This window comes from Amycolatopsis sp. NPDC045836 (genome assembly GCF_056431745.1).
Map to the genome: position 1 here is coordinate 195061 of NZ_JBWKKF010000013.1, position 12848 is coordinate 207908.

Genomic DNA, 12848 nt, shown 5'->3' on the forward strand with positions numbered 1-12848 from the left:
CGGGTGGCCGCGGTGGCCGAAGCTGTCCGAGTCTGATTAATCCGTGAGGGAGCCGTTATGGTGACAAAGAGCGCGGTGGACCCACGTCCTCGGGTCCGCACGACCAAGCGCCGATATTTCCCGCAGTTGGAGGGTATGCGCGGGCTCGCCGCGCTGGGGGTGCTCCTCACCCACGTCGGCCTGTACTCCGCGCAGGTCGCCCTGACCGAGTTCCCTGGTATGGAGCAGCCGGGGAACGGGTTCGCCGGCGTGCTGCTGCAGCAGTTGCACGTGAGCCTGCCGATCTTCTTCGTGTTGTCCGGGGTGCTGCTGTACCGCCCGTGGGTGCTGGCGGCGCTCGGGGGCACGAAGAAGCCGGGGGTCAAGCCGTACCTGTGGCGCCGGGCGCTGCGCACGCTGCCGGCGTTCTGGGTGGCCCTGGCGGTGGTGCTGATCGCGTTCAACAGCGAGGGCATCCAGAACCTGTGGCACGTGGTGCGGCCGTTCCTGCTGTTGCACGTGTACGAGAACGAGGCGTGGGTGTTCGGGCTGGAGCAGAGCTGGAGCCTGTCGACCGAGATCGCCTTCTACGCGCTGCTGCCGGTGCTGGCCTGGGCACTGCACCGGGTGGCCCGCGGGGGCGCCGACGTGGCCGCCAAGGCGCGCCGGATCCTGATCGTGCTCGGCGTGGTCGCGGTGGCCGGGTTCGCCTTCGCCGCCTACACCTTCACCGACTCGATGGGCGGCTGGCCGATCGAGGACAAGTGGCCGCTGAAGTGGATGGGCTTCATCGCCGCCGGCATGGCGCTGGCCACGCTGTCGGCCGCGGCCGAGATCGCCCCGGAGAAGTCCCCGCGGATCTACCGGTTCCTCTCCCGCAAACCGGCTTCGGCCTGGGCGGCGGCGCTGGTGGTCTACCTCATCGCCTGCTTCCAGCCGTTCGGTGACGCCGGCAGCGCGAACTACCCGGACATGGCGCAGGGCCTGATCGAGCACGTGCTGTACCTGTCGTTCGGCCTGCTGGCGGTGGCCCCGCTGACCCTGCCGAACGCCCGGTCCCGCCTGATCGACGCGGTGCTGACCAACCCGGTGATGCTGTACCTCGGCAAGGTCTCGTACGGGTTGTACCTGTGGCACATCGCGATCATCTACTTCTGGAACGAGGGCGTGTTCGGCGCGGACGGCTTCTGGAAGCTGCTGGGCATCTGCTTCTTCGGCAGCCTGGTCGCGGCGACGCTGAGCTACTACCTCATCGAGAGCCCCGCGATGCGGTTGCGGGAGAAGCTGGGCAAGGCCCCGAAGGAGGCCAGCGTGGCCACCTTCGACCGGTCGGACCACCTGACCCCGGTGCGCTGACCGCGGTTCCGGTCACAACGCGATGGCCTCTTCGCCAGGGCTGCCCTGGCGAAGAGGCCATCGCCGCTTTCCCGTCGCTCAGAACGGACCCCTGCCGGCCGAGGCGGGTGAAGAGCACACCGGCTGGCCGACCTCACCCGTGATCACCCCTGCTGCTCGGCCGGGGTGCCGGCAACCAGCCGGACCACCAACCCCAAGCAACCCGCCCACCGGCGGATGCCAACCGCCAGCCGGGGCACCCAACCCCAGGAACCCACCCACCGGTGGATACCAACGACCAGCCGGGGCACCCAACCCCAGGAACCCACCCACCGGCGGATACCAACGACCAGCCGGGGCACCCAACCCCAGGAACCCACCCACCGGCGGATACCAACCGCCAGCCGGGCACCCGCTCCCAGGAACCCACCCACACCCCCGCCCCACCCCGGTCCACCGCCAAAAACACGGCGAAGACCCCGATGTCAAGGCATCTTTCCCGCCTTGACATCGGGGTCTTCGCCGTAGTCACAATGGAAACCGGGGTGGTTCCCGACCGTGCGCCAGCAGAACGGCCTCAGGAAGGCTTGACCGCCCAAATCACCCGGTTGTACAACTCCGCCGGCGGCGTCTCCACGATGTGCGCCTCGGCGAAGCCCGCGCTCAGCAGCTTCTCCGTCCAGAACTCCGGCGTGGTCAGGATTTCGCCGTCCTCCCGCATGAAGCGCGGGAGCAGGTCGATCTGCAGCAGCATCCGTTCGAAGCTGGCGTGCTCCAGGTAGTGCTTCGCCTTGGCGGTGAGCAGGTCGAGCACGTCCTTCGCCCGGTCGGGGCTGCCCGCCGGGCCCATCACCCGGCAGAACTGGTCCGCGTTGACGAACCGGCCGCCCGGGCGCAGCACGCGGAACAGCTCGGCCGCGGCCAGCTTGTAGGTGTCCAGCTCCAGGTGGTGCAGGGCGAAGCTGGAGATCACCGCGTCGAAGCTGTTGTCCGGGAGGAACGACAGGTCCTCCACCAGGCCACCGGCGAACGAGACCTTCGGGTCGTCGGCGAACTTGAGCTCCGCGGCCTCCACCATCGTCGGTGCCGGGTCGACGCCGAGGATGGTGGCCTCCGGCAGCGCCTTCCGGACCAGCGACGTGAGCCGCCCGGTGCCGGCGCCGATGTCGAGCAGGTCCTTCGTGTCCGGTGGCAGCAGCCCGACGGCCGCGGCCAGCAGCTTCACGTTCGACTCGTCGGTGTTCAGCACCTTGTCGTAGTCGATGCCGACGTCGTTCCAGTGCGTGGTCGATTCACTCATGCTTCTCCTCGAAAGGTCTCAGGCGGCGCGCGCCTGCTGCTCCTGCGTGCCCAGCGACTCCCAGATGGACAGGTACCGCTCACCGCTGTCCGGCAGCACGGTGACGATGGTGGCCCCGGCCCAGCGTTCGCTGGCGGCGAGCACACGGGCCGCGTGCACCGCGGCCCCGGACGAAACCCCGACGAACAGGCCCAGCGACCGGGTCAGCTCCTTCGCCGAGTCCGCGGCGTCCTCGTCGGCCACGGTGATCACCTGGTCGATGCAGTCGACGTCGGTGACCGGGTTGATGAAGCCGCCGCCCATGCCGGGGATCTTGTGCGGGCCGCGTTCCCCGCCGGAGAGCACGGGCGAACCGGTCGGCTCCACCGCCACGGTGTGGATGCTGCGGCGCTCCTTGAAGTACTTGGTGATGCCGGTGAGCGTGCCGCCGGTGCCGACCCCGCACACCACCACGTCGACCTCACCGCCGGTGGCCTCCCAGATCTCCGGGCCGGTGGTGCGGTAGTGGGCCTCCACGTTGACCGGGTTGGCCTCCTGACCGCACAACCACGAACCGGGGATGGACTGCGCGATGCCCGCCGCCTTGGCGATGGCCGCCGGCAGGCCCTGGGTGTGGTCGGCGAGCACCAGTTCCGCGCCGTACGCCCGCAGGATCGCCTTGCGCTCCTCGGTGGCGTTGTCCGGCAGCACGATCACGCACCGGTGCCCGCGCATCGCGGCCAGTGCGGCCAGTGAGATCGCGGTGTTGCCCGAGGACGCCTCCACCACCGTGCCGCCGCCTTCCAGCGGCAGCTTGCCGGTGCGTTCGGCGTCCCTGAGCATCCACAGCGCGGCGCGGTCCTTCACGCTCGCCAGCGGGTTGAGCATCTCCACCTTGGCCAGCAGCCGCACGTCCTCCGGCACGCCGGGCAGCCGCAGCCGCACCATCGGCGTGCCGCCGACGAGGTCCTCCAGCCCGGAGATGATGCCAGGCCCGAGCTTGGAATCGGTCATCACTGCACTCCTTCGATCTGCCAGCCGAAAATCTGGGCGAATTGGGCGTCCGAGGTGGAGAACTCGACGGCGCGTTCGCGGTCGACGCCGCCCGTGCGCCGGGAGAGCAACACGATCTCGCGGGTCCGGGGCACCCGGAGGCGCTCGTAGTCGGCCAGCGAGCCGCGCACCAGGCAGGCGGTCAGCACGGCCGCGTCCTCCAGTGCCATGCCCGCGCCCTGGCCCAGCGTCGGGGCCATCGGGTGGGCGGCGTCGCCGAGCAGGGTCACCCGGCCGTGTGTCCACTGTGGAATGGGGTCGCGGTCGACGATGTCGGTCATCACCACACCGGCCGCGGTGTCGGTGGTCTCCACCAGTTCCCGCAGCGACGGGTGCCAGTCCGCCATCTCGGCCAGCAGGTCGCGCAGGGCCGCTTCGGGGGTCTTCGACGGCCACACGCCCGGCGGCGCGATGATCTTGGCGGTCCAGTAGAGCAGCCCGCCCCCGACCGCGCCGACGAACAGGTCGATGCCCGGCCCGGCCGCGGTCACCCCGACCGGGAAGCGGTGCGAAACCGCGGTCCGGCCGCGCACCGACGAATAGCCCCGGTACCGGATCGGCGTGTCCCCGAGCAGCCGTGCCCGCACGCCGGACCGCAGGCCGTCGGTACCCACCAGGAGGTCCCCGGTGACCGCCGACCCGTCCGAAAGGGACACCCGCACCCCGGACCCGTCCGCGGTGTGGCCGACCACCTCGTGGCCGATGCGCAGGTCTACGTCCACCGCGAGCGCCTCGTCCAGCAGGGCGTTCTGCAACGCCGAGCGCAGCAGCATCACGTGCGGCGTGCCCCAGCGGTTCTCCAGCTCACCGATCGGGTCCGAAGCCAGCACCACCCCGTCGGACCGCAGGTGCGGGCGCACGTCCCCGGGCACGGCCACGTGACCGGCCGCCCGCACGGCCTTGCCGAGCGGTGCGCTCAGCGCGTCCAGCGCCCGGATGCCGTTGGGGTAGAGCACCAGCCCGGCGCCGACGTCGGCGATCCGGTCGGCCCGCTCGAGCACCGTCACCGCCAGCCCGGCCCGCGCCAGGCCGATGCTCAGTGCCAGGCCGCCGATGCCCCCACCGGCGACCAGGACGCGCTCACTCATCACCGAGCACCAAGCCGTCGAAGAACCAGGTCTCCAGCTCGTTCAGCCGGTGCTGCACGGTCGCGCGGTCCGGCCCGGAGACCAGGTAGGCGGCCATGAAGTCGGCCGAGTACCGCGGCACCGGCATCACCTCGCCGACCTCGACGAAGACCTTCTGCCGCTCCACCCAGTCGAACGGCGGTTCGCCCCGCACCGCGAGCACCTTGCCCGGCCGCTTGCCGAGCACCAGCTGACCGGTCATCTTGGCCGGTTGCAGCCGCCCGCCCCCGGTCTCGATCGGCAGCGGCAGGCCGACGTCGGCCCGCAGCCAGCACTCGTTCAGCTCGACGCCGAACAGCGTCTGGATCACCGCGCGGGTCTGCGCGCCACCGGTGCGCCCGGCGATCTCGCACAGCACCAGCCGGTCGTCCGGGGTGCGGAACACCTCGCAGTGGAAGACGAAGTTCGGCGGGGCGGGCAGCGCCTCGATCACCCGGTCGACGAAGTCGATCATGCGCTGGGCCAGCGGGTCGTCGCGGTCCATGGTGACGTCGTGCCTGCCCCCGCGCTCCTCCTTGAACGAGGCCAGCTGGAACAGGTACTGCGACGGCCAGGAGAAGACCACCTCGCCGCCGACCACCAGCCCGTCGACGTGCGCCATCGAACCGGGGACGAACGCCTCCACCATCAGGTTCGACTGCAGCGGGCCGTAGATGTCCAGGTCCTCGTCGAGGAAGGCGTTCAGCTCGGCGGAGTCGTCGAGCACCTTGACGCCGATCGAACCGGCACCGTCACGCGGCTTGACCACCACCGGGAACCCGTGCCGCTCGGCGAAGACCAGCAGGTCCGCGGCGCACTCGATGGGCGCGTGCGGCGCGACCTCGATGCCGGCCGCCGAGACGATCTCCTTCATCACCAGCTTGTTCCGGAACGGGACCGCGCTCTCCAGCGTCTGGCCCGGCAGGCCGAGCAGCTCACGCAGCTGGGCGGCGCGTTCCAGGTCGTGCTCCTGGAAGGTGAAGATGTGCTTGACGTCGTACTTGCGCGCCAGTTCGAGCACGCGTTCCTCCAGCACGCCGCCGACCTCGTAGTCGTCGATGGCCTCCAGGTGCCGGTAGCCGTGGTCGTCGCCGGTGGGCAGGTCCTCCCCCACCCAGCCGAGGTGCTCCCGCGAAGCGATCAGCACCACGTCGCCGTCGTACCCCGCCAGCCACTGCGGGTACGGGCAGGCCGCCAGGGAGCTGCGGTGGTGCAGTACCAGGACGGTCATCGCGTCACTCCTGTCTCGAGTCCGGCCTGCACCCGCACGGCCGTCCGGTGCTCGTCCTCGTCGGCGGTCTCGGTGGCGATCCCGTCCACCAGCCGCCGCCCGTCGGTGGTGTGCACCACCTCGACCGCGTACGGCTGGCCGGGCACCACCGGGAGGGCGGCCAGCGCGGCTTCCGCGATGGACACCAACTCCGGGTGTTCGCCCGAACCGGCGGCGATCGGGGCGACGACGCGGTGGCGTTCCCCGACCACCCACGGCTCGGCGAACAGGCTGGGCACCGAGATCAGGTCCGGGGTGAGCCCGCCCTGGGTGTAGATGCGCACCTCCGCCTCGTCGTTGAGCACCGCGGCGGTCGGGTGACCGGGGATCTTGCGTTCGCGGATCCGCACCGGGTAACCGAACTCCGCCGCCGCCGCGTAGACGTCGGCGATCCGCAGCACCGGCGCGGCGCCGACCACCGGCACCCCGGCCGAGGCCAGCCGCTGCCGCACGGCGATCGGGTCGGCGAGCACCACGGCGTCCTCCCGGCTCTGCCCGGCGATGCCGAAGTAGTCGCGCAACGCGCCGCTGCGCACCAGGTCCGGTGTCTCGGTGGCGACGATCGCGGACAACTCGGTGCGCTGCCCCAGGTTCAGCAGGAACCGGTCCACCGCCGGGGAGTTCGCGTACCCGTCGACCACCTCCACGCGGTGGTACCCCTCGCCGACTTCTTCTCGGGTGCGCCCGGTCACCAGCAGCAGTTCCTTGCCGCTGTCCCGCAGCCAGTCCGCGTACGGCGGCAGCGGGCCGGGCGTTCCGTCCAGGATCACGATCGTCATTCCGGCACCACCTGGATCCGCAGGGTGTTCTCGATCAGTTCCTCGCACAGCTTCACCGCGGCGTCGCTGTTCGGCCCGGTCGCCGCGACCAGCGCCAGCCGGTCGTGGTTGTCGCGCACCGGACCCACCCGGTCGCCCACCGAGACCAGCGCGGCGGCGGCGATCACCTCGGGGCGCGCCCGCAGTTCGTCGAGACCGTCGATCGAGGCGACGGTGCCCGCCGTGCCCTCGACGAACCGGACCGCCGCGCCGCCGTCCGCCTTCGGCCGGTCGGGCAGTTCGGCGACCAGGCCGAACGGCCAGCCGACCGCGTAGTGGGTCAGGTCGATGCCGTAGACCGCCTCGACCAGGTCGTGGATGCGGTCGCCGCCGATCCGGTTGTGCGACTCGATCACCACCGGCCCGCGGCGGCTGAACCTGATCTCGGTGTGGCTCGGCCCGTCGGTCAGCCCGACCGCGTCGAGGAACTCGCGGGTGGCCTCGACGATCCGGTGCTCGCGGAACCGGTCGATCCGGGCGGGCACGGTGTGCCCCAGTTCGGCGAAGTGCCCGTCGGCGGTGGACTTCTCGGTCACCGAGACCACCACGTGCCGCCCGCCGAAGCTGAACGACTCGACGCTGAACTCCGGCCCGTCGACGTACTCCTCCATGATCACGTCGGTCACGGTGAACAGCCCGCCGCAGCCGCGCGCCGGGCCACCACCGCGCAGCGCCTCCAGCTCCCGCCACACGTCGTCCACATCGGACGGCCGGGGCACCAGGAACACGCCGAGGCTGGCGGCGGCGTCGGTCGGCTTGGCGACGAACGGGTAACCGAACTCCGCGCCGAACTCGAGCAGGCTCTGGCGGTCCGACAGCAGCCGGGCACCGATCGCGGTGTCCGAGCCCGCCTCGGCCAGCCGCTGCCGCATCCGGTACTTGTCCTGCAGCAGCCGGGACACCTCGTAGCTGGTGCCGGGCAGGCCGAACAGGTCGTTGATCCGGGCGGCCGCGTCGAGCGCCGGGTCGGTCAGGCCGAGCGCGGTGGCGAAGCCCCAGCGCTCGTAGGCGGACTCGGCGAGCGGGCGCACCGCGGCCCAGTCGGTGAAGTCGGCGATCAGCGTGATGTCGGCCAGGTCGGCCTGCTGCTGGGTGAACTTGTTCTGGTGCTGGATCAGGATCACCGACAGCCCGTGGTCCTTGGCCGCCCGCACCACCTGCACCGTGGCGCCGATCAGCAGCACCGTTCTCTCGGGGGTCACCGTTGCGCTCCTCAACTCTTGCCCGCGGTGGCGAGCGGGGCCGGGGCGCCGGCCGCCCGGCCCGCGTCCCGGTCACGGATGGTCAACTGGACGAGGAAGAGCGAAGCCGCCCCGAACACCCCGTAGCAGAGGCTGATCACCACGGACGAGACCTGCGTGCCCAGCGTGATGAACAGCGGGCCCACCACCAGCGCGATGCGGAACTGCAGCTGGTAGACGGCCATGTACTTGCTGCGCGCGTCGGGGTGCACCACGTCGGCGAGCAGCGCCTGCCGGGACGGCGAGCAGACGATCTCCCCCAGCGCGAACACCGCCGCCGCGGCGATCAGCAACCACGGGTCGTTGGACACCGCGACCACCATGTACCCGGCGGTGAACATCACCGTGCCCATGGTCTGCTGCTTGCCGTCGCTGGTCCGCGCCAGCATCTTGCGGGCGTAGAGCGCCAGGCACACCACCAGGAAGCAGCTGATCGAGCGCAGGATGCCGAACATGTTCACGCCGTCCACGTCGAGCTGCCAGAACCCGAGGTCGAACAGCCGCTGCGGGGTGAACTCCTCGGCCAGCCGGACCGCGATGTAGGACGAGAGCTGCACCTGCACGCAGGTGAACAGCAGGATGCCCCAGAACAGCTTGGCGAACACCCGGTCCTTGAGCACGTCGACGTAGCCGAGCAGCATCGCGACCAGCCAGTTCCGCTGCGGCGCCGGCTCGCCCGAACCCTCCGGCTTGGTCTCCGACACCCACAGCCAGGTGACCAGCGCGACCACCGCGGTGGCCGCGGCCGACGCCCAGAGCAGTTCGTTGAGGTTGCTGTAGAGGAAGGCGCCGACCAGCGCGCCGACCACGAAGGCCACGTTGGTGGACCAGTAGATGACCGCGTAGACCGCCTTGCGGATCTCCGGCTCGGACGCGTCGATGACCATCGCGTCGCTGGCCGGCCGCACGATCGCGATCAGTCCGGTGTTGGCCAGGTAGAACAGGTAGACCGCGATGCCGGACTCCCACACCGAGTTGGCCAGCGCCATGCCGACGAACGCGACCAGGCTGCCCACCTCACCGACGAGCAGGGTGCTCCGGCGGCCGCGGACGTCGGAGAGGTGCCCGCCGAGGAAGGTGCAGCCGATCGCCACCGCGGCGGCGACCATGGTGAGCACGCCGGCCGTGGCGGCGCCGTAGAGCTGGGAGAAGTAGATCACCATCAGCGGGATCAGCATGACGTCCAGGAACCGCTGGACGAAGCCGACGCCGATGCGGATCTTGATGTTGCGGTTCATGCCTTCGAACATCAGGCTTCCCTCCCGGTGAGCCAGCGCCCGCTGTAGTCGCCGAAGGTGCCGGTGGCCGCGTCCCAGACCACCTGCCCGGCCCGGATCGTCCGGCGCACCCGGCCCGACATGGTCCAGCCCTCGTAGGCCGACCAGCCGCACTTGGCGAAGACGTGGTGGGCCGAGAGCATCCAGGTTTCGCCCGGGTCGAAGATGGCCAGGTCGGCGTCGGCACCGGGCTCGACGCGGCCCTTGCCCGCCAACCGGAACAGCTCGGCGGGCTTCGCCGAGAGCACCTCGGCGAGCCGGGCCGCCGAGACGTCCTCCGGCTCGTCGAACCGGCGGCGCATCCCGGTCCACACCGCGGTGCCCAGCTCCTGGACCCCCGGCAGGCCGGGCGGCGAGTCGGCGACCGAACGGGTCTTCTCCTCGACGGTGTGCGGGGCGTGGTCGCTGCCGATGCTGGCGACCTCACCCGCGCGCACGGCCGCCCACAGCCGGTCCTGGTCGGCCTTGGCGCGGATCGACGGCGACAGCCGCGTGCGCGCGCCACCGCGGCAGGTGTCGGAGTCGGTGAAGGACAGGTGGTGCCCGGTCACCTCGAAGCTCACCGGCAGTCCGGCGGCCTTGGCCGCGCACACCAGGTCGGCCTCTTCGCGGCTGGACAGGTGCAGGATGTGCGCCTTGGTGCCGTAGCGGCGGACCAGCTCCAGCACCCTGGCCACCGCGGCGATGCCCCCGCTGCGCGGGCGCCGCTGCTCGTACTCGGCGTAGGTGACCGGCGGACCCTGCCACTGGTCGAGCAGTTCGAACAGCGAGTCGTCCTCGGCGTGCAGCACCAGCTGCAGGTCGCTGCCCGCGGCGGTGGCGAAGATCTTCTCCAGCGCGGCCGGGTCGCGGACCACGGTCGGCGCGGTGTGGTGCCCGGCCATGAACACCTTGGCGCTGACCGCGATCTCCGGGTCCAGCCCGGCCAGCACCTCCGGCCGCTCCGGGTCGGCACCGATGTGGAAGCGGAAGTCCACCAGCGAGTTGCCGCGCACCAGCTCCGCCTTGGCCACCACGGCTTCCGGGTCGAGCGTGGGCGGGATGGTGTTCGGCATGTCCATCACCGTGGTCACCCCACCGGCGACGGCCGCGCGGCTGCCGTGCGCCCAGTCCTCCTTGTGCAGCAGGCCGGGCGTGCGGAAGTGCACGTGGGTGTCGATCAGGCCGGGCAGCACGTAGGCCCCCTCCGCGTCCACAGTGGACTCCGCGGCCGGGAGGTCCTCGGTGATCGCGGTGATCCTGCCGCCGTCGACCACCACGTTGGCCGCGCGCACCCCGTCCGGGGTGACCACCCGGCCGCCGGTCACCACCAGGTCGGACTTCAGTTCACCCATGACGCGGACACCAGCTCTCGGCAGAGTTCGTTCGTCGGACCCATCAGCGCCACCGCCCTGGCGTCGGAGATCAGCCGGTTCAGCTGGTGGTTGACCAGGTACGCGGCCGACCCGAGCATGCGGGCCACCTCGAAGCACACGTGCTCGGCGGTGACCGAGGCGAACAGCTTGCTGCGCAGGGTGACCGCGCCGGGGTCCTCCCCGCGGCGGGTGCCGGCGAAGGCGACGATCGCGCGCGCCGCCTCCACCTGCACGCTCAGCTCGGTCACCCGGTGCCGCACGGTCGGCGCCTCCAGCGCCCCGGTTTTGGTGAAGTGCGCGAGCGCCACGTCCAGCGCCGCCTTCGCCACCCCGACCGAGACCGCGCCGAGCGTGGCGCCCGACTGCCGGACCCCGGCGATGATGGCGGGCGCGTGCCCGACCGGGCCGAGCCGGTCGTCGTCGGCGACCACGCAGTCCTTCAGCGAAACGAAGCCCGTTGCCGAACCGCGCATCCCGGCCAGCTCCAGGCCCAGGTTCGCCACCAGCCCCTCGTTCTCCTTGCGCACCAGGAAGAACGTCTGCCCGGCGGAGCCGTAGACGTTCTTCGTGTCCTGCGCCTGCTCGCTGCCCGCGGAGGTGCCGACCAGCACCAGGTAGATGTCGGCCACCCCGGCGCCGGTGGTGAAGGACTTGGCGCCGTTGAGCAGCCAGCGGCCGTCCTCGATCCGCTCGGCCGAGGTGTTCAGGTTCTTCTTCGCCGCACCCGCCCCGGTTTCGCTCCACGCCGACGCGCCGAGCGTGTCCCCGGCGGCCATCGACGGCAGCCACTGCTCCTTCTGCTCGGGCGTGCCCCACTCGTTGATCCGGGCGCAGACGGCGAAGTGCTGGAACATGATGATCGCCATCGAGGGGTTCACCTCGGCGACGGTCGAGACGAGCTCGTTCAGTTCGACGGTGTCCGCCCCGTTGCCGCCGTACTCGGCGGGCACCGCGGTGGCGAGCAGACCCGACTTGCGCAGTTCGATCAGCGCCTGGTCGTCGGGCACGTTGGTGTCGTCGGACCGCGCCGCGGCCTCGCGGAAGATCTCCAGCGTCGAAGCGAGGTCAGTCATGCTGCTGACTCCGACAGGCATTCGGACGTCTCCTTGAATTGGAAGTGGGCGAGCGGTTCGATGAAGAACGAGCCGTGGAAGTCGACCCGCTTGTCGCCGACGGTGATCCAGGCGACGTGCCGCTGGTCGTCCTGGATGCTCATGGCGGCGAAGACCTCGACCACCCCGCCGGGGGTGACCACGCTGATCACGTCGTTCCCGCAACCGGCCTCCTGCGCGGCCTGCCACGGGATGGAGCCCTCGATCCCGGCCGCCACGCCGAGGCAGGCGGTGCCGGTCATGGCCAGCGTCGGGTGCCACGACGGCACCGAGATCGCCCGGACCACCAGGTTGCCGTCCGGCCCGGGAATGGTCACCGCGACCTTGGGGAACACGCTGTCCGCCGGCATCCCGAGGTGCTCGGCGGCGGCCACCCGGATGCGGCTGAGCCGGTCGAACAACACGGCGTCGTCGGCGAACAGCTCCTCCGACGTCTCCACCCCGGCTCCCTTGGCGCCGACGAAGACGTACGGGTTGCCCGCCGAGACCAGCGAAACGTCGACGTGCGTGCCGTCCACTTCGAGCGTGGTCACCGCGGAACCGTCGAGCAGCATGGCCGACACCGGCCGCGGCGGGGTCTGCAGGAAGTGCATGGTGAACCGGGTGCTCTCCTTGGTGACCTCGTCCACCTCGCAGGCGAGGTAGTCACCGTTGTTCAGCACGTTCACCCGCACCCGCTGGCCGGGCACCAGCCGCGGCACCATGCCGCTCTCGGCGGCCGAGGTGATCGCCGAGAGCACCGAGTGCCCGCACGAGCCGAGCAGGTCGAACTTGCCGTGGTCCTCGGGCAGCGCCTGGATGAACCGGTAGTCCAGGTCGCACAGCGGGTGCTTGGACGGTTCGATCAGCGCCACCTTGAGCACGTGGTCACCGCCGGCGTCGGACATCCACCGCCGGGCGTCGCCGAGCGCGGCCAGCAGCGCGTCGCGGTCCCGCGGCAGGTGCCGCGCGTCCAGCACCAGGGTCGGACAGGGACTGCCAACGGCATAGGCGAGATGTCCGATCATGCCGCACCTCCATCGG

Annotated in this window: 11 protein-coding genes; 1 reads left to right on the top strand and 10 read right to left on the bottom strand. The window is 70.9% G+C overall.

Features of this window, described 5'->3' with window-relative positions:
- The first annotated feature begins 135 nt into the window (after positions 1-135).
- Positions 136-1335: an acyltransferase family protein gene (locus AC07EG_RS25140; RefSeq protein WP_478255622.1), complete on the top strand. Its 1200-nt coding sequence runs from the start codon at positions 136-138 to the stop codon at positions 1333-1335.
- Positions 1336-1891: 556 nt separating this feature from the next.
- Here the strand turns inward: AC07EG_RS25140 and AC07EG_RS25145 are convergent.
- The 10 genes from AC07EG_RS25145 to AC07EG_RS25190 are packed head-to-tail and all read right to left on the bottom strand — an operon-like array spanning position 1892 to position 12832.
- Positions 1892-2614 (bottom strand): class I SAM-dependent methyltransferase, encoded by a 723-nt coding sequence (locus AC07EG_RS25145; protein ID WP_478255623.1) that lies wholly within the window; start codon positions 2612-2614, stop codon positions 1892-1894.
- Between the two features lie 18 nt (positions 2615-2632).
- Positions 2633-3607: a PLP-dependent cysteine synthase family protein gene (locus AC07EG_RS25150; protein ID WP_478255624.1), complete on the bottom strand. Its 975-nt coding sequence runs from the start codon at positions 3605-3607 to the stop codon at positions 2633-2635.
- Entirely contained in the window at positions 3607-4734 is a 1128-nt protein-coding gene (locus tag AC07EG_RS25155; protein WP_478255625.1) for an FAD-dependent monooxygenase, read from the bottom strand. The genes AC07EG_RS25150 and AC07EG_RS25155 overlap by 1 nt, the downstream gene beginning before the upstream one ends.
- Positions 4727-5983, bottom strand: coding sequence for an ATP-grasp domain-containing protein (locus AC07EG_RS25160; protein WP_478255626.1), 1257 nt, complete (start codon positions 5981-5983; stop codon positions 4727-4729). Before AC07EG_RS25160 ends, AC07EG_RS25155 begins: the two co-directional genes overlap by 8 nt.
- Entirely contained in the window at positions 5980-6801 is an 822-nt protein-coding gene (locus tag AC07EG_RS25165) for an ATP-grasp domain-containing protein (RefSeq protein ID WP_478255627.1), read from the bottom strand. The genes AC07EG_RS25160 and AC07EG_RS25165 overlap by 4 nt, the downstream gene beginning before the upstream one ends.
- Positions 6798-8042, bottom strand: coding sequence for an ATP-grasp domain-containing protein (locus AC07EG_RS25170; RefSeq protein WP_478255628.1), 1245 nt, complete (start codon positions 8040-8042; stop codon positions 6798-6800). The genes AC07EG_RS25165 and AC07EG_RS25170 overlap by 4 nt, the downstream gene beginning before the upstream one ends.
- Before the next feature lie 11 nt (positions 8043-8053).
- Positions 8054-9331, bottom strand: a complete 1278-nt coding sequence (locus AC07EG_RS25175) for an MFS transporter (protein ID WP_478255629.1) — start codon at positions 9329-9331, stop codon at positions 8054-8056.
- The gene (locus AC07EG_RS25180; RefSeq protein ID WP_478255630.1) at positions 9331-10692 is read right to left on the bottom strand and encodes a dihydroorotase; all 1362 of its coding nucleotides are present in this window, start codon (positions 10690-10692) and stop codon (positions 9331-9333) included. Before AC07EG_RS25180 ends, AC07EG_RS25175 begins: the two co-directional genes overlap by 1 nt.
- A complete protein-coding gene (locus tag AC07EG_RS25185) occupies positions 10680-11786 on the bottom strand; it encodes an acyl-CoA dehydrogenase family protein (RefSeq protein ID WP_478255631.1) in 1107 nt (368 codons plus the stop codon). The genes AC07EG_RS25180 and AC07EG_RS25185 overlap by 13 nt, the downstream gene beginning before the upstream one ends.
- Positions 11783-12832, bottom strand: a complete 1050-nt coding sequence (locus tag AC07EG_RS25190; RefSeq protein ID WP_478255632.1) for a PrpF domain-containing protein — start codon at positions 12830-12832, stop codon at positions 11783-11785. Before AC07EG_RS25190 ends, AC07EG_RS25185 begins: the two co-directional genes overlap by 4 nt.
- Positions 12833-12848 lie beyond the last annotated feature (16 nt).